Here is a 21,561-nt window from a genome sequence, read left to right on the forward strand (position 1 = left end):
ATCCACACTGGTATAAGGAACCTCAGCAATGCTGATGGTGTTGTTCTCACTGGCCAGGATCGCCTCAGAGAGATCCTTACCCACCTTCTTATCATCAACATCAAAGGCAGCCACGAACTGAACATCAGAGACGTGATAATCACCGAACTGCACATGCATCAACCCCGGCACATCCTGATCAACAGGAGCATCCCTGTAGTACTCCACGCCCTGCACCAAAGACGCCGCGCAATTACCCACGCCCACCAGGGCCACACGAACCGGGTTAGTCATTGATTTTCTCCTTTGTGAGTATGAGGTTGCTTGAATGAAGTGCCGTGATAGGTTCTTGCACACGTTTTGTGCGCAGTGGTCGTCCACGGGTGCCGATGTAGGCCACAGCAGCTCCCGCCAAGCTGCCGGCTGAGATGCCGATAACTGTGCTGAGCCAAGTCGGGAGATCTGTCACAAGAGCCGGCAGATACCCCAGCCCCAGCAGCCACCAGGTCCAGAGAAACCCTCCCGTTACTGCCAGCCCAAGCAGTCGGCCCCAATCGAGGCGGATCATCCCCGCCGTGGCGAATGCCGCAGAGCGGCCAAACGGCATCGCAATGATCAACAGCAGGCCGAACCATGTATGGGAGCCGCCAGCACGCACTGAGATCCGCAGGATCTTCCGATGCAGCTGACGCCCCCACCTCCAGCGGTAAAGCACCCGAATGAACTTGTACCGGAACAGGGCGTACAACCCAATGTCCCCGATCAGACAGCCGAGGAAGGTTGCGATGAATGCCCCGAAGAGAAGAAAGACACCCTCGGCGGCCATAGCACCAGAAGTGATCACCATGAACTCTGCAGGCAGGGGAGGGATCAGTGCGGTCAGCGCGACAGCTACTCCTTGTAGCAGAAAGAACCAGAAGCCCCACTCCGTGTGGAACTCCGGGAAATTGAAAGCCAACACCTGATCAGATTCTCCTCTTGAGACGTGGAGTCCCGCGGCCTTGGCGCACGCCTTGGGACAGACTCAACCACCAAACTGTGTAAGTTGTAAACAGAGTATGACACATACTGTGTATCATATGCACATTTTGGGCTCGCGTGAGTCCACACAGAACGCGCTCACATTTTTCCAGCACCTGCCACTTGGCGGGAAGGTCAATCTGCACCGGTTGAGGCCACCGTCAGACCGGCGCAGCCTTCTGCGCCCAGGCAGTAGTGACTGAGCAGCTCAGCGACGCAGTTGCCGGTATGTTGACACCGCCAGGGGAAGGAATATTGCGACGAGCAGTCCCGGCCACACAATTGCAAGGATCGATGCATGTTCAGCAAACCAGGTCTGCCCTCCCGCTATCGGAGTGACGAGGAGTTCCCGGACCGTGGTAGCGGTGGCCGAGAGCGGGTTGGCATCAGCGATAGTTCCCAGCCACCAAGGCATGGTCGCAGTATCGGTTAATACACTTGAGAAGAACAGGATCGGCCAGACCAACATGTTGATCGGCCCGAGCGGCTTAGGAGTGCGGGCCTTCAGCCCCACAAAGATTCCGGTCCACAGCATCGCTACCCGGAGCAAAAGCGGGAAACCAAGGCCGGCGAGAGCTCCGGAGACGGTGGCGGTCGCCACCCAAAGGCCAGTCCTGCACCAATCGCCACCGTGAGCGAGACGAGGGAGCCTAGTAGGCCCGCGATGCAGCGCTGAGCAGGACTGCCTTCAACGACCAGGCGGGCTCACCCCAGCATGGAGACCCGGTCAGCAAGCTGACCTGCTCCCTGCAGACACTGCGTGGTCAGTAACACGGTGGTCCCCCGCGACCGCTGAGAGCTTCATCCACCGCCGCGTACTGACCAACTAACCCGATACGGGAACGCGCCCGTCCCGACTCGTGTTCAGCATCTGCACCGACGACCAGCACTCTGCCTACATCGGGGGAAAGGAGCGTAGTCATGATCCGCACAGGGGTGGTCTTGCCGGCTCCGTTCAGTCCTAATAGCCCGTGCACACCCCCTCGGGCAACCTGGAGGTCCAGGTTTATCCATCACCAAGTGTCCCTTAGCTCCTCTATAGCTCTTCTGCACGCCCTCCAGCGAAATGGCGGCTTCAATGTCCCGCATTCTCCAACCTTTCTGACGCCGTTTCTTACGGTGTACGGTGACAGAGTCACGGTAACCTGATCCGGTTCGCACATGAACAGGTCCACCCGGCTGGCTAGCCCCTGAATGCAGGCAACATAGGCACCAAGAAGACCGCCCCGCAGATATTGGACAGCCTGTATCCGCTCTGGGGTCACCACCCCGAACCTGGTAAAACCGGATCGGCGTGAGACGAATCGTTGAAACGGGAATCGAGCTGGCTGACAACCGCGAACTAGAAGCCGCTTCCATACGAAAGTCGTCCAGCACTTCGGTGTAAGCCCCATGGCGCTCTACAGCCACGTACCCAGCAGAGACGAACTGTTAGCACTGATGGTCGACTCTGTCTACGCTGACCTGTACACCGATACCGACGCAATCAGAACCATCAGCTCCTGGCGAGCCGGTCTGCAGTACGTGGCCGAACGTAACTGGAAGCTCGTCAACCAGCACCTTTGATTACTTGACGTCCACGATGTGCGCAGCCTGCTGGGACCCAATACCAGCCGAAAATACGAAACAGAGCTAAAGACGCTCGACGGTATCGGCCTGTCCGACCTAGATATGGAAGCCGGCTTGACCACGTTGCTGAATGTCGTGTGGGGCGCGGCGAGAGACCAGCGCAGCGGCTCCAACTCACGGGAGAACTCTGGCCCTACCTTTTCAGAGTGGTAGAACATCATCGCCCCAGCCCTCGACCATCTCATGCAGGAAGACGACTACCCAGTCTCAGGACGAGTCGGACCAACTGTCAGCGAGACCTTCAACGCCACCCGGAACTCGCAAAGTACTTTCTATGCCGTGGTCAACCTTGTGCTGGACGGCATAGAAGCAATAATCAGTACCCCAGAGAGATCATCGGCTGCTCCGCCTGCGACTGTGTGAGGCCTTCTTTCGCGTCAACGCCATCGCAATCCATGCCTCTTGCTCGGTGGTGACGGACCTTGCCCTCAGTCCTACGTGCGACGACAGCATCCAGGTGAAACCGCGCTGGCGGTGTCGTGCTCACAACGTCGAAGGCGAGGAATACGATCCTCGCCATGCTCAATTTATACCGCACGAGGGGCCTTGCCGCAAGGCCCCTACCTTAGGGCAAAATCTAGGACTCGAACGCATTCTCAGGTGAAAGAGGGGCTCACCAAACCTGCCACGATCCCCCACCACTGGAGATCCCTCCCCCGTTGCAAAGCGGATACCTACGCCTGCCCGATACTCATGTTTGGAGACAACAACCGTGCCTCGCACCGCAGCCACGCCTGTGACGATCGCGCTCACTGTGATCGCAGGGACGCTCATGATCGGCATAGACATGACGATCATGAACATTGCAATTCCCCAGCTCTCGCAGGAGACCGGTGCTTCTCTGCCTGTCATCCAGTGGACAGTGACTGGGTATACCTTGGCTCTGGCCGGGGCAGTACCGGCCACTGCGTGGGTCATCAGCAGATTCAGTGCAAGGCGGGTCTTCCTAACCACACTGGGGATCTTTACCGCCGGGTCAGCGCTGGTGGCGTTCTCGTGGAATGTCGAATCGCTTATCGCCTTCCGGGTACTCCAAGGGCTCGGGGGCGGCTTCGTCCTACCTGCGGCTATGACCATCGCGCTCAGTTCCACTCCTCAGGCTGATCGCGGTCGTGTAATGGCGATCCTTGGCCTCCCAGTCCTGGTCGGTCCTGTGCTGGGGCCCGTCTTAGGTGGGGTCCTCATCGATACGCTCTCCTGGCGCTGGATGTTCCTGCTCAACGTGCCGGTCGGGGTGCTTGGACTCGCCTTGGCTCTGCGCAACCTGCCGCGGCTCCCCTCCGGGCCCGTCCCCCTGCTGGACGTTCGCGGCCTTCTGCTGCTGCCGCCCGCTATGGCTCTACTCGTGCTCGGCACATCATTTGCTGAGGACAACCACATGATATGGATGGTGCTGACGCTCAGCACCGGCTTGGTGCTCACCGCAGTGTTCTTCCGGCACGCTCAGCGGTCAGCAATGCCTCTACTTGATGTTCGTCTTCTGCGGCGTCGTCTCACAGGAGCCGGCACTATCATCCTGTTCCTGTTCTCCAGCGGATACACCGCGTCGATGGTTCTCCTCCCGATTTATTGGCAAGTGGTGCGCGGGGAAAGCGCTACCGCGACAGGACTGTTCCTCGCCCCCGCAGGACTCGCAGCCGGGATCGCAATCCAAATCTCCGGGCGTCTCATCGACCGACTTCCACCAATCCGCGTGATCGGCACGGGCCTAGTCATCGCCACGCTTGCGACAGCAGTCCTGATGCTCCTCCTGGACACAGAGACCCCGGCCTGGCAGCTGGTGGTGCTCTGGACGGTGATCGCAGTCGGCGCGGGATTCACCATCATGCCGACCACTACCATCGCTACCCGTTCTCTCGAGGGGCAAGAAATTCCGTCAGGTTCGACGATTGTGAGCCTGATCAGCCAGGTCTCCGGAGCCATATGCGTTGCCGGTGTCTCTGTGCTGCTGGCTGCTCAGCTAGTGCTCCGGCTCCCCGCAGCGGCGGACGGCGGCGTGGGCTCGCTATATGCGCTACCTCCGAGGGAGCTCACCGAGCTCGCACCAGAAATTGCCGGAGCTCTCCAGATAGCTCTCTGCTTGCCGGTGATTCTGACAGCAGCAGCGACGGTGGTCGCGCTCATCACTCTTCGAAACGTACCGGCACCCCAGGCAACTCAATTGCCCGGTGACACCGACTCGCAACTTTCCACAGACCAAGACACTGCCACCCACTAACACAGACCCACGATCGAAAACGGAGCAGCCATGACATCTTCTGCCACCAGCGCTTTCAACCTCCCCGACAAGCTTGCTGCGAAAGACGACCCTCTGCTGATCGGGCACGACGATCAGCACCTTTCAAGCATCGCAGACAGCCTGGAGCACAAGATTGCTGAGCTCAAAGACCGCCTCAACGCATTACGTCGTGAGCCCGGGGGAAGAGGCCAGGCTGGGGTTCAACGCGACACCGAGATCCACCAGGTTGCGCGGCAGCTGAACCTGCTGCAGCGCTTCGGCATGGACCTGTGCCTAGGCCGGATTGTTCGAGCTGACTATTCAGAACCGATCTACATCGGTCGAACCGGCCTCACCGCCGTGGGCGGGCGCCGGCTGCTGGTGGATTGGCGCACCCCTGCGGCTGAACCGTTCTTCGCCGCGACGCACGCGACTCCGATGGGCCTAATCAGCCGTCGTCGATACCGCTGGGCCCATGGACGGGTCGTGGATTACTGGGACGAAGCGTTCACCCCGGGGGAACTCGACGAGGGACACGCAGCCCTCGATGATCAGTCAGCATTCATCGCTAGCCTAGGGGCCAGTCGCTCACCACGGATGCAGGACGTACTGGCAACTATCCAGGCCGACCAGGACGCCATCATCCGGGCTGACTCTCGAGGTGCTCTCGTCGTGGACGGAGGGCCGGGCACCGGGAAAACCGTGGTGGCTTTGCACCGGGCCGCTCGCCTCCTCTACTCGGATCCACGCCTCACTGGCCGCACGAGCGGTGTGCTCTTCATTGGCCCTTCCCAGGCCTATCGAGCGTATGTGGATGATGTCCTACCCAGTCTCGGCGAAGACAACGTCCAGATCTGCACCATCCCCGACCTGCTTCCCGAGGGAGAGTCCGCCGGCGAAGAGTCTGATGTGCAGGTGGCTCAGCTCAAATCCTCAACGCAACTCACGAAAGCCATAGAGACAGCTGTGACGTTCTACGAACAACCGCCCGCCGAAGAGGTGAGCGTCGAGACACCGTGGGCAGATCTCTGGATCGGTCGGCAGGAATGGCAGGAGGCCTTCAACGCAGTCGACCCCGGCACTCCACACAATGAAGCGCGCGCCCAGGTGTGGGATGCTCTCCTGGAGATCCTGGCCAACCAAGTCGATGACCATGATGAGGTCCCTGTCCACCAACTGCACCGATACGCAGCACAGGCTGAGGAGCTGACCCAGACCTTCACCAAGGCATGGCCCCTATTGGATCCATCAAGCCTAGTCGCCGATCTGTGGTCGTCCCCAACCCACCTGAGCATGTGTGCTCCGTGGCTATCCCCTGAAGAAGTTAACCTGCTCCAGCGTGCGGAACCGCTGGCTTGGACTCAGTCTGACCTGCCTCTGCTGGACGCAGCACGCCAGCGGGTCGGCGACCCTGAGCAGGTACGGCAAGAACGTCGGCGCAAGGCGGCTCTGCAGGCGGAGCGGGAGCAGATGTCCCTTGTAATCGATGACCTGATCTCTGCAGATCATGATGGCAACGACGGAGAAGGTCTCGTGACGATGCTCCGCCAAAATGACCTGCAGGATCCACTTATCGATCAGGGCACCCTGCCCCGCGTGGCCCCGGACCTCCTATCTGGCCCGTTCGGACACATCATTGTTGACGAGGCACAGGAGTTCACTGATGCACAGTGGCAGATGATCCTGCGGCGATGCCCCTCCCGCAGCCTCACCATCGTCGGCGACCGGGCCCAAGCCAGGCACGGGTTCACCGAGACCTGGACAGAGCGGCTCGAACGAATCGGAGTCAGCCCCGTGTCCTTGACCTCTCTGAACATCAACTACCGCACTCCCAAGGAGGTCATGGCTGAGGCAGCACCTGTGATCCGTGCCGCTCTGCCGGACGCCAATGCCCCCGAATCCATCCGCAGCAGCGGCATCCCCGTGACCCACGGAACGTTAAGCGACCTCGATTCAATGCTTGACGATTGGCTCCGCGCACACCAGGATGGCACCGCCTGCGTCATCGGCGACCCCACGTTCACTGCAACCCCGAGGGTACGATCCATGACACCGGAGAACGTCAAGGGCCTGGAGTTCGACTTCGTCATCCTGGTGAATCCAGTGAGCTTCGGCACGGGCATTCAAGGGGCCGTCGACCGTTACGTGGCGATGACCCGGGCGACCCAACAGCTTGTCATCCTTAGCAATAGGTGATGCTCCGTTGATGAGGTAGTAGTCGCCTACGCCCCGGGAATGCAGCAGCTCATGACTCCTTGACGACTCAGGATGCGACTTACCCCGCTACTCGGTGTCGACAGGGTTCTGCCTTCTCTGCTGCTCCATTGCTTCCAAACCGGCGATGAGCAGGTCAAGACCAAGATCATATTCAGGGTCGATACCGTGGTCAGATTCGATCACGGGGGTGTCATCGGCTATGTAATTACCGGACTCCATCACTGGTACCAAGTGGGGGAACCGCTCTGGGGTGATGACTTCGGATAGCGCTTTGACGCCCTCAGCAGGAACAGCGACGACTCCTTGATCGGCCAGGTTCTGCTCAAGCTCAACAGATCCCGCCACATGCTGGGAGATCACCAGAATCACACCGATCTTCTCATCGTTAGTCAGCGGCAAGTCTCTCAAGGCAGCTAGTCCATGGTTTGCACCCCGAACACTGTTGGGCATCAGAACGGAGACGGGTCCGCGCGGGATGTCCAATGCCCAAGAGTGGGAACGGTACGCCACACGAATCACTCCCGCCCAAACCCTTAGCGCCTCACGCCAGTCAGCTGGAAGCTTCAGCTTCTCCGGGATAGCAAGGGCAGCATCCTGCATCAGCCAGAGCAACTCCTCCTTGCTGGAGACATACCGATAGAGCGACATCGTTGTAAAGCCCAGAGATTTAGCAACTGCCTGCATGGTGACTGCAGCCAGCCCCTCGGCATCGGCAATCTCAATAGCGGCTCCAACAATTCGCTCATGACTCAGCCCACGACTCGGTCCACGCTGAGGCACCTCCTCCATCCCCCAGGCAATGGCGACTGCTCGAGGCAGCCCGGTATCAGTGGTCTCGACCATGTCTCCCATTCTTTCATTATGCCTCGATGTGCATGTAATACACAGTATGTGTCATACTCTGTTTATGAGTTACACAGATACGCCGCTCGTCGAGATCGCAGGACTCTCCAAGAGCTACGGCAAACACCACGTCCTGAAAGACCTGAACCTCACCCTCCCCCCGGGAATCCATGCCCTACTGGGCCCCAATGGAGCAGGCAAGACCACGCTGGTCAACATCCTTTCCACTCTCATCCCCTATAGCGCCGGCCAGGCGCGAGTGCTGGGCCTTGATGTCCAACGCGACCGCAAGCAGCTCCAAGGCCTCATCTCCCTGACAGGCCAGTACGCCGCCGTAGACGGTGCACTCTCCGGGATGGAGAACATGCTGATGATGGGCCAGCTCTTTGGCCTCACTCGCCGGGACGCAAAACGCCGGGCCGATGACCTGCTTGAGCGTTTCGAGCTGACCAAGGCGGCTGGCAAACGAGCAGCTACCTACTCCGGTGGCATGCGTCGCAAACTGGACATCGCCGCGAGTCTCATCGCAGGTCCCCAGCTGATTTTCTTGGACGAACCGACCACCGGCCTAGATACCCGCAGCCGTCAGGCACTCTGGGACGAGATCAACACCCTGGCCGCAGCTGGAACGTCCATCTTCCTAACCACCCAGTATCTGGAAGAGGCTGACGTGCTCGCCGAGCGAATCATGGTGCTCAACGGCGGCGGAATTGTCGCAGACGGGACAGCTGCTCAGCTGAAACAACGCGTTGGTGGCTCAACCATCCAACTTCACGATGACGCCGGGCACATCATCGAGACTTTGCCCACCCATGGGGATGCTGCTGACGTCGCCCACCAGTTGGCGGCTATTTCCGAGCAGCGCCCCGAAGTCAGCGTGACCGTACGCAAACCCACTATGGACGAAGTGTTCCTTGAACTCACTGGCGCGCCAGTGCCGACGAACAGCAACAAGAAGGAGGCAACCAGTGAGTAACACTGCTACCCGACCCACAACCGAGCAAGCGGCCCGCAGCGCGGCACCACGCAGCAATGAGCCAATGTCCGGTGCCAACTTCTTGACCGGTTTGATTGTTTTCTCGATAAGGAGCCTCAAGCACTCGTTCCGAGACGCAGAGTCCCTATTGATGGCGGTGATCCTGCCGGTCATGCTCATGCTCATCTTTACCTACGTGATGGGCGGAGCAATGGATGTCACTGGAGACGGATCCACCTCCAGCGCTCAGTATCTCTCCTATGTACTCCCAGCGATTGTGGTCACCGCAGCTGGCTTCGGCGCCTCATACACGGCCGTTGTTGTCAGCAACGACATGACCACTGGATTCATGAACAGACTTCGCACCATGCCTTTTCCCTCAGTCACCGTACTGTTAGGGCACACGGTGTCCTCAATGGTACGAAACCTACTGGCCACCGCCGTGGTCTTCGCGGTGGCCCTCGCGGTCGGGTTCCGCACCGACGCCTCAGCGGCGCAGCTGGCTGGTTCAGTAGGCCTAGTTGCCCTGTGGATCCTGGTGATTACCGTAGTCTTCGCAGTGCTTGGAATGGTGGCAGGATCAGCCGAATCAGCAAGTGGATACGGATTTATGCTTCTCTTCCTGCCCTACGTCTCATCTGGCTTCGCGCCGGTAGAGTCCATGCCTAACTGGCTGCAGGGCTTTGCCCAGCACCAGCCCATGACTCCCATCATCGACGCCTCCCGCGCTCTGCTCAACGGAGAAACCCCGGGCAACGAGTGGTGGATCGGCATCCTGTGGTGCGCCGGATTCGTCGCGCTGGCCGTGTGGATGGCAGCTGTACTCTTTCCCAAGAAGGTTGCCCGCTAGAGTGTCAGACTCAACTCAAAGCACCACTCTACGCGGTCGACTGCGTGAGCTATGGGGACGATTTGTCGGCCCTGAGGCCGGGCGATTGGACCATGCTCTCACCGCTGTCACTACTGTGGCCGGGGCGATCGCCGCAGCGGCGACAACCCGCAACCGTGGGGGAAGCTCAGTCACCTCGACCGGATCGGCGCTCCTAGCGGCTGATCTGGTCGGGGGTGCCTACGTGAACAACAGTCTCGCCAGTGCGCGCTGGTATGAGCGGCCCGGGCAAGGCGACCGCGAGCACCTGCTCTTTGCGGCCTGCCATATTCACCCGGCAGTAGTGGCTTGGATAGACCGCGGGCCCCCTGGGCGAATCCCCGGCTCAATGTGGGCAAGTGCCCACTATGCGTACCTGATGGGCGCCACCCTGGCCATCCGGAAGCTACCACGATTCAGACGTCCGCTCGGAGTCGCACTTACTGTCGGCGGAATCGTGCTAGATCAATCACTGGAGCAGTCTCGACTCGTGCCATGGTTTGCCTGGAGCTACTACCCCAAGCTGCTCATGGGCCACGCAGGGGCCTCCCTGTGGTCTGACCACCAGCTCACCTCGACCAGTCACACAGGACCCATGAGCTGACGAGGTTTGGGCAGAGGAGCACGTCACTGGTTCGGCCCAGCTCACCTTCACGGCGCTGGTCGAACGAGTCCAACACGACCACCATTACACCTACCAAGGTCTCATCGAAAGCGATACTGATAAACTAATAACCATTCAATATATACAAATATACATCTGCACCATACAGCTAATACCAATATACCTAAACGCGTCACAACATCTTGTTTTGTTTATCAGATTGTCTCTACAGAATGGCGTGAATGTCTAATAGAACCACTATTACGCGTTACAACACTTTACCCAAGGTAGATCGGACTCTCAGGAGTATCCCCGTGGACTGGGCTGAAAAATCAGCTAAAAGATCAGTGACAGCTAAGGACAAGAAGTATGGGCTTCTGGATCCGCCCGAGCATCCTCCGGAGGACTACAGGCTCGCTGTGGAGCGCGGGTTAAGCCCTACGAGGTTGTCCTGGCGAATCATCCGGGCTTCGCTGCGGTATGTGATCCCTGGCTCGCTGCTCCTGATGCTGTCCAACGTTGCCGCGATGCTCATCCCTCTGGCGGTGGGCACAGTGGTCGACGACGTCATCGCCCCTCTTACAGACGGAGGCACCTGGGGCTCGGTGGCCAGCATGGCCGCTTGGTGGCTGGCAGCCCTGGCTGGACTGTACCTGGTGCGCACCCTCGGCTTCCGGTTCGGTGGGAGACTTGGGTGGTACGCGGTGCAACGCAATGCGTTCGAGCTCTCGCAGCAGGTGCTGGCCCGGATCTTCCACCCGCGGGGAATTGAAGGGGCTGCTCGACCATCTGGACAGCTGCTGTCCATCGCGACCTTGGACACCCGGGCCGCGGGCAGCTCTATCTGGGTAACGATCTACCCGCCGGGTTTCGTGGTGGGGATTCTGGTGTCCATGGTCATGCTGTTTCTCATCCATCCGTGGCTGGGGCTGTTTGTGTTGCTGCTGCTGCCGGTGTTGATGACTGGCTCTCAGCTGCTGGCCCGTCCACTGCGGCGGCGCAGCACGGCAGAGCAGGGTGCACTCGCTGCAAACACTGCCGCGGCCACGGACTATCTGCGCGGCTACCGGACCATCGCCGGTCTACACGCTCAGCAAGAAGTATCAGAGCGGTACATAGCCTCCAGCCAAGAGGCACTGACACACGCCGTCGCCTCCACTGATGCTCGCAGTGCTTTCCGGGGCCTGAGCGTAAGCACCTCTCAGATCTTCGGGGCTGCGATGGTGGCGCTGGCTGCATGGTTGGCGCTGGAAGGCAGTATCACCGTGGGTGAACTGGTCACCGTAGCCGGCCTGGTCGTTGCGCTGGTGATCCCGATCGAGGAGCTCATCGACACCCTGGGTCAAGTGTGGTCCCGGGCACAAGCTGGGGCCGAGCGAGTCACCAGATTCCTCAATACCGGGCATCATCCAGCGGCCCAGGGCCGTGAACCAGTCCCAGAGGAAGCCCCGGATGGGGTGGAGCTGAGTATTCAGGGACTCGAGGTCGAACCAGGGGAACAGCTGAATCTTCAACTGAGGCAAGGTGACTTCCAGGTCCTGGACCTTGACCAAGCTCAGGTTGCGGTTCTGGAGGATATATTGGGATTGCGACGTGAGATCCTCGACGACGTTGAGGTGACGGTGCGCCGCAGTCCACTTGCCGAGCTTGACCCGGAAGCCCTGCGGGCTACGGTTCTGGCGGTCCCGCACCAGCCAGCCATCTTCAACGGCAGCATCCTGGATAACGTGCTGCCTGGCCATACCGACACGGATGCAGAACGGCGAAAGGCAGCCAAGGCTCTCCGCACTGCCGGAGTCGCGGACCGCGAGTTTCCGCAAGGGCTGGACCAGGACACCGGAGACAATGGCTCTGCGCTCTCTGGAGGCCAGCAGCAGCGCGTCGCCCTTGCCCGGGCGCTGGCCGCCGAGCCCGAGGTGCTGGTGCTGATCAACCCGACCAGCTCAGTCGACGTGGTGACCGAGAACTTGATTGCGCAACGAGTGGCGTACCAACGTCGCAATCTCACCACCCTGGTGGTCACGGACGCCAGGGCATTCGCTACCCACCGAGCGCGGGAGGCTGCCGATGCCTGAGATCCCACAGCTTCTGCCCTCCTCCACCGGCAACCAGGCCGCCTGCGAAATCTGGGGCAGGCTCCGCAGCCGGCGACTACGGCTGACCGGAGCACTGATCTTGTTCCTGGCCGCTGCCGCTGCGGCCAATCTCATTCCACTGGTGATCGGCTGGTTGGTAGACCACGTCGTCCTCGGTTCTGAGGCAGATTCCCAGTTCTGGGGGTATGTGGTAGCGATCGCCCTAGCCGCTCTCGCCGCGGGGGTCTTCACCTGGTGGGGATCCCGAATCCTCGGCCGAGTGACCGAGGCCGTGATCGCTGGGCTACGAGAAAGCTATGTGGCAGCCGCGCTGCGGCTCTCCCGGGCTCGGGTGGAGCGTGCTGGGATTGGGGATCTGGTCACCCGGGCTTCCGACGACGTCGCCAAAGTCTCCGAGACGCTGCCTCAGATTCTTCCCAGGGTGGCTGTCACCGGGCTCACCGCAGTTTTAGCCGGTGTCGCTCTGCTGACGCTGAACTGGCGATTCCTAGTGGTCTTCGCAATACTGGCACCCGTCTACGTGCTGATCGCCCGCTGGTACCTGACGGTCGCTCCACCGGTCAATGTGGCCGAGCGTAACGCGTTCTCCGTCCGCGGCCAGTACGTGCTGGGTTCGCTCAATGGGTTAGATACAGTCACAGCTCATCGGCTGGGGCTCAAACGTCAGTTGTTGACACGGTACGCGACCTGGCAGACCGCGCGTTGGGCGGTGCGCGCCCGGATCGTGTTTAACCGGCTGACGAGTCGGCTGAACATCACCGAGTTTACTGGGGTGATCTTGATGCTCGGGGTTGGGGCATGGTCCGTCTCGGAGGGGGTGGTGACCCTCGGAATGGCCAGCGCCGCGGCCCTGCTGATGCTGCGTACTGCCACCTATATCAACAGCCTGCTTGCGGTGATGAATGATCTGGTCGCCGGGCTGGCCGCACTGACTCGGATCATCGGTATCCTCCAACAACCAGAGCCGGACACCGCAGCACCGGTCCCGGATGAATACCCCACGGACAGAGGAGAAGCTTGCCACTTGCGCAACGTCAGCTTCAGCTACACCGGCACCAGGAAAGCGCTGGAAGGCGTGAACCTGAGCATCCTGTCTGGTGAACAAGTGGCAGTCGTCGGTGCCACCGGATCCGGAAAGTCCACCCTGGCTGCCGTAGTGGCCGGAGTATTCCCCCCGGACGAAGGGACCGTGCGGCGCGGGGCGCCGGCGTCCCGGGTCATGACCGCCAACCAACAGGTACACCTCTTCACTGGTACGGTGCGAGAGAACCTGGTTCTAGCTGCACCGGACACTACAGCCGAAGCACTGGACGCGGTTCTCGCCGAGACCGGAGCTGACACCGTGATCGCTCAGCTTCCTCAGGGGCTGGACACGCAGATCGGAGCCGGCGGGCTCAGTCTGACGCCCGCTCAAGCCCAACACCTCGCTCTAGTCCGCCTGCATCTGGCTGACCCGCAACTGGTGATTCTCGACGAGGCCACTGCCGAGGCCGACACCGCGGACACGCAGATGCTCGATAGCGCCGCGGAGTATGTGATGGCTGATCGCTCTTCCCTGGTGATTGCTCACCGACTAAGCCAGGCCATGCGCTGCGACCGCATCGTGGTGATGGAGGCCGGGCGCATCGTCGAAAGAGGCTCGCACCATGAGCTCGTGGCCCAAAACGGCCGCTATGCGGAACTGGTTTCTGCTACCAATGCCTAATCCCGATACTCCTACAGTAAGCGGTGCAGGCTATGGTGCCCCCCAGCAGAGTCTGAGCGCACCAACACCCCAAGACAGCAATCCGCCAGCCGCAATCACAATCCACCCGCTGAAGAAAGAACCCAGCGTATGAACAAACATGAGCCTCCTGTACACGACCACGGACACCAGCGGCCGCGACAAATATGGACCGAGCTGCTGACGGAGAGGTTGCGCCTGCGAACCCCGGATGAGGGTGATGTCGAGTTTGTGCAAGACATGTATTCGCATTACGAGGTGACCCACCATATTGGCAGCCACGACTGGGTAGAGACCACCAGAGAACAGGCAATGAGGCGGATCGAGCGTTACCGTTCCACGTTTGGCCCGGCCTCCGGCGCCTTGCTCTACGAACTCCGTACGGAGAGCACCCCGCTAGGCTTCACGATGATGCAGCATATCCCGTTCTCCGATCATGTAGAGGTAGCGGTACAGGATACTGAGATCGGCTGGCACCAACATCCCAGCGCCTGGGGACTCGGGTTTCACCACCGAGGCAGCACAGGCCCTGGCAGGCCATGCCCGCAATGCGGAGCTGAAAAGTTTGGTGGCCGTCACCCGATCCGCGAACACTGCTGCGCAAGCGGTGGCCAGGCGCCTCTGCATGATCCCTTAAGGCACCATTGACCGTTACTACAACGCCACCGGCGAACTGTTCACACCCGACTTATGAGCGACAGCAGGAAGAACCCCATCGACAGTCAACACCAGTCACCGCGAATCGCTCCGCCAAGTACAAGCAGAAGATGGCTCACCCGAGCATCTGTAACAGAAACCTCGAGCGCTGAAAGGCAATTCAGATGAATTCCAACCCCCGATGGCTCACCCGAGCCGAAACACCTGAAGACATCCACGCCATCCACGCCCTGAACCGTGCCGCCTTCGACACCGCGCTGGAAGCTGAACTGGTGGACGCGCTGCGACAGGACCCGGCCTGGATCGAAGGGCTCTCTGTGGTCTCCACCACCGCTGAGGGCCTCGTCGTGGGCCACGCCCTGCTCACTCGCTGCCATGTCGGTGAGGTCCCTGCACTATGCCTGGCCCCGTGTGCCGTCTTACCGGCCCATCAGCGCACCGGTGCAGGTTCCGCAGCGATCCGCGCCGCACTACAGGCGGCGCGCGAGAAAGCAGAGGTCTTCGTGGTCGTCTTGGGGCATCCCGACTATTACCCGCGTTTCGGCTTCGAACGGGCCTCCGCACACAGGATAAAACTGAGCATCGAAGTTCCGGACGAGGCGCTGATGGCGCTCACTCTGGATCCTGACCGGGCACTGCCGGCCGGCACCGTCCGATACGCCGCACCCTTCGGGATCTGAGCATAGAGTCGTGGAACCAGCATGGCTCCACGACCGTGTTTACTCCACACCGCCTACCGTCTTCTCCAACGTTCCCGCGCCACAGGGAGCACATCAGCGCGGAACTCACTGGGGTATGGCTTTGGCACCACAACTACCCTTCCAGACCCGAGGCAACCGAGCCACATCAGGGTATCCACAGTATGTACACCCTTTTCGTCCTCATCGAGGAGCGCCAAGGTGGTACGTGGGTTCGCAAGCTCCAAGATGCTGCACGCATCTGCGGCTACGAACCACGCTTCACCGTCTTTGATGACGGTGCGGACGGGCGTATCGTTGTAGCTGAATGTTTCTAGGACGTTCATCTTGATTCCTTTCTTGGGGTCACGCCCTCGCAGCTGGCACTGCGGGGGCACTTTTCTTTGGGGTGGATAGGGTTGGGGGCATGGAAGCCGTTGAGATTTGGACTCTTGCCATTGCCTCTGCGGGCATCCTCATTAGTGGAGGGTTTGCATGGCGGGCGGTCTATGTGTCCGGCCAAGCGAGAGATGCGGCCAAAGAGGCCAACGAAACTGCGCGGGATGCCAACACCCTTGCTGAGCGCGAGTTCAGGCGAACCACAGAGAGCCATGCCATCTTCTGGAACTGGCAGTGGAGCCGCGAGTCCATGACCCTCACGGTCACTAACATTGGTCTCGATGATGCCCATGGGGTCCGACTTGCAGTTTTCAAGAAGCCCATCAAGCCCGATCAGAAAACTTTCAAAGCCTATGTGACCGCCTCGAAGGTGAAAGCAGAGGGCGGAGAAGTCGCCATGCACCTTTACGGATTACCCTGACAAGTCCAGTGAGTTCGGCAGGGTCACTCTCAGCACGTCGGAAGTTTTGGTCTTCTTGCGCTGGAAAACCCCCTGCCGGCAACCCTGACGCAAGCTCCGGGACTCAAAAAACAGTGTGGATAACTCATCGGACGCCGCCTATCCGCACGCCGTCAACATAGTGCGCAGAAGCGCCCTGTATGCGGTGCTTGCACCCCCCTGGGTCGGTGAATGTGGTCACCCGGGCCTCTTGCTCAATATAGTCAGCCAGGAAGCCTGCGACGGCACTGCTGATTTCTTCCTGAATGACGCGCTTTCTCTTCACGTGCCCCCTAAGCATTGCCGCTGCCATCGAGGCAGCGGCACCCATCGACACGCCTGCCGTGATCCACGCTGCGAGTTCACGAGGTTTCATCACGCCGCCACCACTTTGCGCGGATCGGGTACGGCATCTGAGGTCACCACATAGGTGATGGTCTCTATGCTGACGCCAAGCTCATCGGCAAGCTTGGGGAGCATTGTGGTGGACGGCTGTTTCCGCCCGGATTCCAAGTTGGACAGGTATGAGGGTGTGATTAGAAGGCGTCCGGCGAGATTCTGTTGGGAGATACCTGTCAGCTCCCGAATCTTCTTCAAGGCCGGCCCATGTAGGAGTCCTTTCCTCACGCCAGACACATTAGTCAACTCCAGGAAATTTGCCTAGTTAAAGTTGGGAAAGTTTAGAAATCCGTGTGATTGCGGTGCAAAACAGGTGAATTACACGTGTGCAAAACCTCCCCAGGACCGTTTTTGACCACGTACCCTTGGTTTGTCTTTTCCTCTCTATGTACAAGAAAGTGAAACCATGCTCACTGGCGAAGAGATACGCAGAGCGCGTCAACGTGCCGGGTGGTCCCAAGAGGAACTAGCCGAACGCGTTGGCTCGACTTATCGCACGGTAGGAAACTGGGAGCGCGGTAAGACCCGTCCCGACCAGAAAGAGACTGTGCTGCGCTCTGTGCTGTCCCGGTATTGGGATGCCGATGTTCACCAATCGGTGCCTTTGACCGCAGCCAGTGACATCGAGCTTCTGGGTGAACTCGCCCGAAGGCTCGGGCGTTCACAATCAATCGAGCAAGGAAAGGTGGTGAGGTCCGATGAACAACGTACCGTCCCCATGAAGCAAGCCGGCGATGAGCCGGCCACAGAAGACGACGAGAAGGTGCATCACCAGACATTCGGTGGTGCACCGGAGGATGAGGAAGAGCCCGTAGCGGCAGAGAAGGGCCACGAGGGGATCGGGCCGGATGAACTACCGGAGACGACGTGAATCACTCGCGCCGAGAGAGGGGTAGCACTTGAGTCACTGGCCGTCTGGGTGGCCAGAAGATCCACCGGAGCATCAAACGTCCAAGGATACGGGCGCCCACCCGCCGGAACCGACAGCACCCGCATGGAGAACTACACTTCGACCTCCGCGGATCCTCTATGCCTACCTGGATGAATCCTTCGCGGAAGGACACTTCTATGTGGCCGGCTTCGTGGTGGACGGCGTTCAACTGCGACGCCTCAACGATGAGATGCAGTCGTTCATGAAATGGGGAGTCTCCCCAAAGTTCGGCATTCCCTGGGAGACAGAACTTCATGGGAATGAGATCATGCAGGGGAAGAAGGGGTGGAAGTGTCTACGGGGCAACACTGGCGAGGCTATATGGGTTTACCGAGAAGTGCTCTCCATCCTTAACCCTGTCGGCGCTCGGACATTTGTCCAGGGAGTAGATACTGATCGCCTGTATGCGCGCTACAGGGAGCAAGCCCAAAGCCCCTACCTAATCGCACTACGTCACGCTCTAGAGCGGATTGATGCCTATGCCTCCGCCTGGAAGTATGACCGGGTGCAGGTGGTGGCAGATTATGTAGATGATCAGAACATCTACCACCAGGCGATTACTGGATACAAGCAGAACGGCACTCCCGGCTACCAACGCTCCAAGCTCACCCGAACATCTGAGCCAATTTCATTCGAAGACTCAAAGGACAGTTACGGCCTCCAGATGGCAGACCTGATCGCTCATATATCCCGACGACATCTAGATGCGAATAGCAGTGCAAGCTACCGCTCTGTGAGAGAAGCTGCAAAGCTCTACCAATACGTGTGGGACCAGATAGCGGACCAGAACCGTCGTCGCACCAAATGGGTGCCATAGATAGCACAAAGCCCCCACCGTTGGGCGAGGGCTTCGGCAGACAGTGCACCTGCTAGGGGTGCATCCGTAGTTCTACAATATACGACAATCGGCGACAATCAACCCCAATAGCCGACAATAGACGTCACATCTAGACAACAGTCTCATACGCAGCGTTCTTACCCCACCCTGACCTGGAGTGATGTCTGACCCTCCGGGTATCTTCTCTGTATGGCGCATCTTGAGGGGATCGCCCTGGACTTGGGCGTACGCATCGAGCACTATGATCACCTGCCGCATGGCCGGTGGGGTGAGTACCGGCACCGGCGGCGGGAGGTCAGGCTGCTGAGGCATATGGCACCGGTCCAGTACCGCTCGACGCTGGCCCATGAGCTCGGCCACGCTGCCTATGGGCACAGGCGCTCGACAGCGCGTACGGAGCTCGAAGCCGACGCGTGGGCCAGCCAGGCACCTGATTCGCTCGGACTGCTGGAGACAAGTCACAGCGGCCTACGAGGACGTACTGACGGTCGCTGACGAGCTACAGGTGCTCCCCCGGCTGGTGGTGGTGTACGCGGAACATCTGGCACGGCATCCGGCGGTGAGGGCTGATTTTGGGTGGTGACTTTGTTCTAATATTGCTGCAATTCCTGTCATGATTAGTCATGCGGCTAGATGCGTTGCCTGCTGCAAAGTCTCTTGTAAAGTCACTAGCTCAATGCTCCGAGTGGCGTATGTCACACCAGTTTCAGGGCAAAATAATACCCCTGCATCCCAGTAAACACAAGGGATGCAGAGGTGATTCACAGTTCGTGCGCCCAAAGGGATTCGAACCCCTGACCTTCGGTTCCGTAGACCGACGCTCTATCCAGCTGAGCTATAGGCGCATGTTCATTGTTTTGAACCTTGAAGACTATACACGCACTTCTCAGGCGCGGGCAAGTCATTGGGTCGTGCTCAGAAGCGGCCGCCGCCTCCGCCGCGGGAACCGCCACCGAAGCCTCCACCCCCACCTCCGCGCGACCCGCCACCGCCTCCGAATGACCGGCCTCCGCCGAACGATCCTCCGCCTCTGGAGCTTCCGCCTGTGCTGTAGTAGCCGCCACTGCCGTTGCCCCCGAAGACCCCGTTGAGTGCACCGATGACCAGACCCACCGCCCCGCCGAGGACAAGCCCTCCTGCACCGAGCTCCGCGGCACCCCAAACGCCACCGATCACCCCACCCAGGCAGCCACCGCCGGCCACTCGGGCACCGCTATCGCCACTGGAGCTGGAGCTGCTGCTGGCCGCTGCGGTTGTCCTGCTCCGGCGTGCCGCCCTGGCCCGGGCGGTCGATCCGCTGGATCCGCTGCTGGCGGGCTGGGCATTGCGGTAGTTGATCTCCGCATTGCTGCGGGCGGTATTGGCCAGCCGTTCAGCATCACGCAGCATCTGTTCGGCCTGCTCAGAATCCTGGGTGGCCTTAGCCTGCTCAAGCATCTCCGAAGCCTGAGCAATCATGTTCCGGGCATTCTCCCCGATCACATCACCGGAGGTGGTGATGTAGTCCTGCACCATGGAGACTCGAGACTCGACCCGGTCGATCCGCCGCTCCACCAGACCCCTGGAACGCCGCTGGTTCTCCTCCTGCTCACGGTGCGTCTTCAGCGCAGCATCAAGGTCAGACTCGGCATCCTCCAGTTGAGCCAGCGCCGCAATCGGATCACCGCGGCGCTCTTTGGCCTCCTGGGCGGCGGCAAGTGCCTGCTGTGTGGCCTCCCGGGCCGGGATCACGGCGTCGTCATCATACTTCTCCGTCGCCGCCAGGTCTTCCTGCAGAGAGGTGATCTCCGCGTCCAGCTTGGCGAAGGAGTCCTCCAGCAGCTCGGAGGCTTTGTCCACATCTCCCAGCAGAGTCACCGCGTCAGCCACCGCCTCTTCAGCGATCTGCACATGGGTCAGCGCGGTCTGCGGGTCTTTGCGCTCCAGGCGCTGGCGGCCCTCGGCCACCGATTCCCTGGCCGCGGTCAGAGTCTGGGCAATCTCCTCCGGGATCTCCCGCACCGAGGTCAGCGCCTCCTGGCTGAACTGCCGGGACAGGGCTGTGATCCGGGCCCGGGCGGAGTCCAGCTGGGCCTCCAGCTCATCGGCGCGGGTTTCCAGCTCATCGAGCTTCTGCGGGGCTTTGGCCCGCAGATCGCGCAACTTCTGGAACTTCTTCTGCTTGGCGGTGATGGTCTCGGCGACCTTATCGGCCTTCTTCAGCACCTGGTGGTGGGCTTCACGCAGCGAGTCCTCATCGGTGTAGTAGCCGTCATCAATGCGGGACTTGATCCGGAAGGCTTCGCGTTCAACGTTCTTCGCCTCCCGCAGTGCTTCCCGGAAGGGGTCGGTCTTCTGCAGGCCAAACTCTGCGGTGGCGAACTGCAGCTCCTGTTCGGAGGCACGCAGCACCTCGTCGATCTCCACCAGGGCAGAGCCCGTTCTGGTGCCCAGCTCCTCCAGCGGCAGGCGCAGCGGATGATCGGACGGCAGCTTGGCCAGCTCACGAGCCTTGACCGCCCGATCCTCCCGCTTGGCCTTGATCCGGCGCCACAGCCAGACTCCGCCCCAGACCAGCAGTGCCACACCCAGCAGCGGCAGCGCAATGGTCAGCAGGCTGCCGAGCACATCTCCGAAGGTGGTGGGGGTAGCCAGATCCTCAACCCCTTCACCGAAGGCCAGTGCTGCTTCCGCCCAATCCTCCCCAGAGAGGTGAGGCACTACGTCTGACTCGGCCATCGAGGTGAGGTCACCCGAGCTGAAGGCCCCGGCATCATCAGCATTGACTCCCCAAGACCGCTCCTCCACAGCCACGGCCAGCAGCGGGTTGTTGGTGCCCAGGTTGGCAGACTCTGCCAGGTCTGCGGCGAAGCTGGACCCGGAAGCCCCGCCAAAGTCCTCGGTGAAGTAGACGTAGATGACCTGGCCGGTCTCATCGGTGAGCTCAGCGTAGGCGTCCTCGATCTCGGTGAGCTCATCGGGACTGAGCACCCCGGCGTCGTCGGTGATCCGGTCATCCAGCGTGATGTCAGCAGCAGAAGTCACGAGGACCATGTAACCACGCTGGGC

Annotated in this window: 21 protein-coding genes, 1 tRNA gene and 2 pseudogenes; 15 read left to right on the top strand and 9 right to left on the bottom strand. The window is 60.3% G+C overall.

Annotated elements, in window-relative coordinates:
• The 4 genes and pseudogenes from F0311_RS03190 to F0311_RS03205 all read right to left on the bottom strand — a co-directional run.
• Positions 1 to 273 (bottom strand): annotated as a pseudogene (locus F0311_RS03190) (inositol-3-phosphate synthase); the annotation flags it as partial.
• Positions 266 to 940 carry a DedA family protein gene (locus F0311_RS03195; RefSeq protein ID WP_150460523.1) on the bottom strand — a complete coding sequence of 225 codons (675 nt, stop codon included), beginning with the start codon at positions 938 to 940 and terminating at the stop codon, positions 266 to 268. The gene F0311_RS03195 and the pseudogene F0311_RS03190, both read right to left, overlap by 8 nt.
• A gap of 267 nt (positions 941 to 1,207) precedes the next feature.
• Complete coding sequence (locus F0311_RS03200; protein ID WP_150460524.1) at positions 1,208 to 1,600, bottom strand: hypothetical protein; 393 nt, start codon at positions 1,598 to 1,600, stop codon at positions 1,208 to 1,210.
• Between the two features lie 163 nt (positions 1,601 to 1,763).
• Positions 1,764 to 2,009 (bottom strand): ATP-binding cassette domain-containing protein, encoded by a 246-nt coding sequence (locus F0311_RS03205; RefSeq protein ID WP_150460560.1) that lies wholly within the window; start codon positions 2,007 to 2,009, stop codon positions 1,764 to 1,766.
• A gap of 382 nt (positions 2,010 to 2,391) precedes the next feature.
• Between F0311_RS03205 and F0311_RS17895 the strand changes: the two genes are divergently transcribed.
• The 3 genes from F0311_RS17895 (at position 2,392) to helR (ending at position 7,042) form a co-directional block, all read left to right on the top strand.
• Entirely contained in the window at positions 2,392 to 2,565 is a 174-nt protein-coding gene (locus F0311_RS17895; protein WP_191089709.1) for a hypothetical protein, read from the top strand.
• 817 nt (positions 2,566 to 3,382) lie between these two features.
• The gene (locus F0311_RS03210) at positions 3,383 to 4,846 is read left to right on the top strand and encodes a DHA2 family efflux MFS transporter permease subunit (RefSeq protein WP_223881108.1); all 1,464 of its coding nucleotides are present in this window, start codon (positions 3,383 to 3,385) and stop codon (positions 4,844 to 4,846) included.
• Between the two features lie 30 nt (positions 4,847 to 4,876).
• Entirely contained in the window at positions 4,877 to 7,042 is a 2,166-nt protein-coding gene (gene helR / locus F0311_RS03215) for an RNA polymerase recycling motor ATPase HelR (RefSeq protein WP_150460526.1), read from the top strand.
• 87 nt (positions 7,043 to 7,129) lie between these two features.
• Here the strand turns inward: helR and F0311_RS03220 are convergent, their stop codons facing one another.
• Positions 7,130 to 7,906, bottom strand: a complete 777-nt coding sequence (locus tag F0311_RS03220) for a TetR/AcrR family transcriptional regulator (RefSeq protein ID WP_191089710.1) — start codon at positions 7,904 to 7,906, stop codon at positions 7,130 to 7,132.
• Between the two features lie 64 nt (positions 7,907 to 7,970).
• On the opposite strand from F0311_RS03220, the gene F0311_RS03225 reads away from it, so the two are divergent.
• The 8 genes and pseudogenes from F0311_RS03225 to F0311_RS03255 all read left to right on the top strand — a co-directional run bounded on the left by F0311_RS03225 (position 7,971) and on the right by F0311_RS03255 (position 15,510).
• Positions 7,971 to 8,882, top strand: a complete 912-nt coding sequence (locus F0311_RS03225; protein ID WP_150460528.1) for an ATP-binding cassette domain-containing protein — start codon at positions 7,971 to 7,973, stop codon at positions 8,880 to 8,882.
• On the top strand, positions 8,875 to 9,732 hold the full coding sequence (locus F0311_RS03230) for an ABC transporter permease (RefSeq protein ID WP_223881106.1): 858 nt from the start codon (positions 8,875 to 8,877) through the stop codon (positions 9,730 to 9,732). The genes F0311_RS03225 and F0311_RS03230 overlap by 8 nt, the downstream gene beginning before the upstream one ends.
• Before the next feature lies 1 nt (position 9,733).
• Positions 9,734 to 10,354: a hypothetical protein gene (locus F0311_RS03235; protein WP_150460529.1), complete on the top strand. Its 621-nt coding sequence runs from the start codon at positions 9,734 to 9,736 to the stop codon at positions 10,352 to 10,354.
• A 347-nt stretch (positions 10,355 to 10,701) separates the two neighbouring features.
• The gene (locus F0311_RS03240) at positions 10,702 to 12,429 is read left to right on the top strand and encodes an ABC transporter transmembrane domain-containing protein (RefSeq protein ID WP_191089711.1); all 1,728 of its coding nucleotides are present in this window, start codon (positions 10,702 to 10,704) and stop codon (positions 12,427 to 12,429) included.
• Positions 12,422 to 14,155 carry an ABC transporter ATP-binding protein gene (locus tag F0311_RS03245; protein WP_150460531.1) on the top strand — a complete coding sequence of 578 codons (1,734 nt, stop codon included), beginning with the start codon at positions 12,422 to 12,424 and terminating at the stop codon, positions 14,153 to 14,155. Before F0311_RS03240 ends, F0311_RS03245 begins: the two co-directional genes overlap by 8 nt.
• Before the next feature lie 129 nt (positions 14,156 to 14,284).
• Positions 14,285 to 14,659: pseudogene (locus tag F0311_RS18935) on the top strand (GNAT family N-acetyltransferase); the annotation flags it as partial.
• Complete coding sequence (locus F0311_RS18940; protein ID WP_396897411.1) at positions 14,655 to 14,810, top strand: GNAT family N-acetyltransferase; 156 nt, start codon at positions 14,655 to 14,657, stop codon at positions 14,808 to 14,810. The pseudogene F0311_RS18935 and the gene F0311_RS18940, both read left to right, overlap by 5 nt.
• A gap of 184 nt (positions 14,811 to 14,994) precedes the next feature.
• On the top strand, positions 14,995 to 15,510 hold the full coding sequence (locus F0311_RS03255; RefSeq protein WP_150460533.1) for a GNAT family N-acetyltransferase: 516 nt from the start codon (positions 14,995 to 14,997) through the stop codon (positions 15,508 to 15,510).
• A 53-nt stretch (positions 15,511 to 15,563) separates the two neighbouring features.
• On the opposite strand, the gene F0311_RS03260 is transcribed toward F0311_RS03255, so the two are convergent.
• On the bottom strand, positions 15,564 to 15,854 hold the full coding sequence (locus F0311_RS03260) for a BRO-N domain-containing protein (protein WP_150460534.1): 291 nt from the start codon (positions 15,852 to 15,854) through the stop codon (positions 15,564 to 15,566).
• A gap of 80 nt (positions 15,855 to 15,934) precedes the next feature.
• Here F0311_RS03260 and F0311_RS03265 point away from each other — a divergent pair, with 80 nt between their 5' ends.
• On the top strand, positions 15,935 to 16,327 hold the full coding sequence (locus F0311_RS03265; protein WP_150460535.1) for a hypothetical protein: 393 nt from the start codon (positions 15,935 to 15,937) through the stop codon (positions 16,325 to 16,327).
• A 393-nt stretch (positions 16,328 to 16,720) separates the two neighbouring features.
• On the opposite strand, the gene F0311_RS03270 is transcribed toward F0311_RS03265, so the two are convergent.
• Positions 16,721 to 16,972, bottom strand: coding sequence for a helix-turn-helix domain-containing protein (locus F0311_RS03270; protein WP_191089712.1), 252 nt, complete (start codon positions 16,970 to 16,972; stop codon positions 16,721 to 16,723).
• Between the two features lie 178 nt (positions 16,973 to 17,150).
• On the opposite strand from F0311_RS03270, the gene F0311_RS03275 reads away from it, so the two are divergent.
• The 3 genes from F0311_RS03275 to F0311_RS03285 all read left to right on the top strand — a co-directional run bounded on the left by F0311_RS03275 (position 17,151) and on the right by F0311_RS03285 (position 19,008).
• Positions 17,151 to 17,615: a helix-turn-helix transcriptional regulator gene (locus F0311_RS03275; protein WP_150460537.1), complete on the top strand. Its 465-nt coding sequence runs from the start codon at positions 17,151 to 17,153 to the stop codon at positions 17,613 to 17,615.
• Between the two features lie 28 nt (positions 17,616 to 17,643).
• Positions 17,644 to 18,492, top strand: coding sequence for a DUF3800 domain-containing protein (locus F0311_RS03280; protein ID WP_150460538.1), 849 nt, complete (start codon positions 17,644 to 17,646; stop codon positions 18,490 to 18,492).
• A 210-nt stretch (positions 18,493 to 18,702) separates the two neighbouring features.
• Positions 18,703 to 19,008, top strand: a complete 306-nt coding sequence (locus F0311_RS03285) for an ImmA/IrrE family metallo-endopeptidase (protein WP_150460539.1) — start codon at positions 18,703 to 18,705, stop codon at positions 19,006 to 19,008.
• Between the two features lie 276 nt (positions 19,009 to 19,284).
• Here the strand turns inward: F0311_RS03285 and F0311_RS03290 are convergent.
• Together F0311_RS03290 and F0311_RS18690 are read right to left on the bottom strand one after the other, a co-directional pair.
• Positions 19,285 to 19,358, bottom strand: a tRNA-Arg gene (locus F0311_RS03290).
• A 70-nt stretch (positions 19,359 to 19,428) separates the two neighbouring features.
• Positions 19,429 to 21,546, bottom strand: coding sequence for a TPM domain-containing protein (locus F0311_RS18690; RefSeq protein WP_150460540.1), 2,118 nt, complete (start codon positions 21,544 to 21,546; stop codon positions 19,429 to 19,431).
• Between the last annotated feature and the right edge of the window lie 15 nt (positions 21,547 to 21,561).

The sequence above is a fragment of the Nesterenkonia ebinurensis genome, from assembly GCF_008711175.1.
Taxonomy (GTDB): Bacteria; Actinomycetota; Actinomycetes; order Actinomycetales; family Micrococcaceae; genus Nesterenkonia; species Nesterenkonia ebinurensis.

What these genes read in the sequence shown, in the direction of transcription:
- F0311_RS03220 (WP_191089710.1), bottom strand. Translation starts at nt 7,906, where the DNA reads ATGGTCGAGACCACTGATACCGGGCTGCCTCGAGCAGTCGCCATTGCC.
- F0311_RS03275 (WP_150460537.1), top strand. Translation starts at nt 17,151, where the DNA reads ATGCTCACTGGCGAAGAGATACGCAGAGCGCGTCAACGTGCCGGGTGG.
- F0311_RS03245 (WP_150460531.1), top strand. Translation starts at nt 12,422, where the DNA reads ATGCCTGAGATCCCACAGCTTCTGCCCTCCTCCACCGGCAACCAGGCC.
- F0311_RS03255 (WP_150460533.1), top strand. Translation starts at nt 14,995, where the DNA reads ATGAATTCCAACCCCCGATGGCTCACCCGAGCCGAAACACCTGAAGAC.
- F0311_RS17895 (WP_191089709.1), top strand. Translation starts at nt 2,392, where the DNA reads ATGGCGCTCTACAGCCACGTACCCAGCAGAGACGAACTGTTAGCACTG.
- F0311_RS03260 (WP_150460534.1), bottom strand. Translation starts at nt 15,854, where the DNA reads ATGAACGTCCTAGAAACATTCAGCTACAACGATACGCCCGTCCGCACC.
- helR (WP_150460526.1), top strand. Translation starts at nt 4,877, where the DNA reads ATGACATCTTCTGCCACCAGCGCTTTCAACCTCCCCGACAAGCTTGCT.
- F0311_RS03225 (WP_150460528.1), top strand. Translation starts at nt 7,971, where the DNA reads ATGAGTTACACAGATACGCCGCTCGTCGAGATCGCAGGACTCTCCAAG.
- F0311_RS03285 (WP_150460539.1), top strand. Translation starts at nt 18,703, where the DNA reads ATGGCGCATCTTGAGGGGATCGCCCTGGACTTGGGCGTACGCATCGAG.
- F0311_RS18690 (WP_150460540.1), bottom strand. Translation starts at nt 21,546, where the DNA reads ATGGTCCTCGTGACTTCTGCTGCTGACATCACGCTGGATGACCGGATC.
- F0311_RS03265 (WP_150460535.1), top strand. Translation starts at nt 15,935, where the DNA reads ATGGAAGCCGTTGAGATTTGGACTCTTGCCATTGCCTCTGCGGGCATC.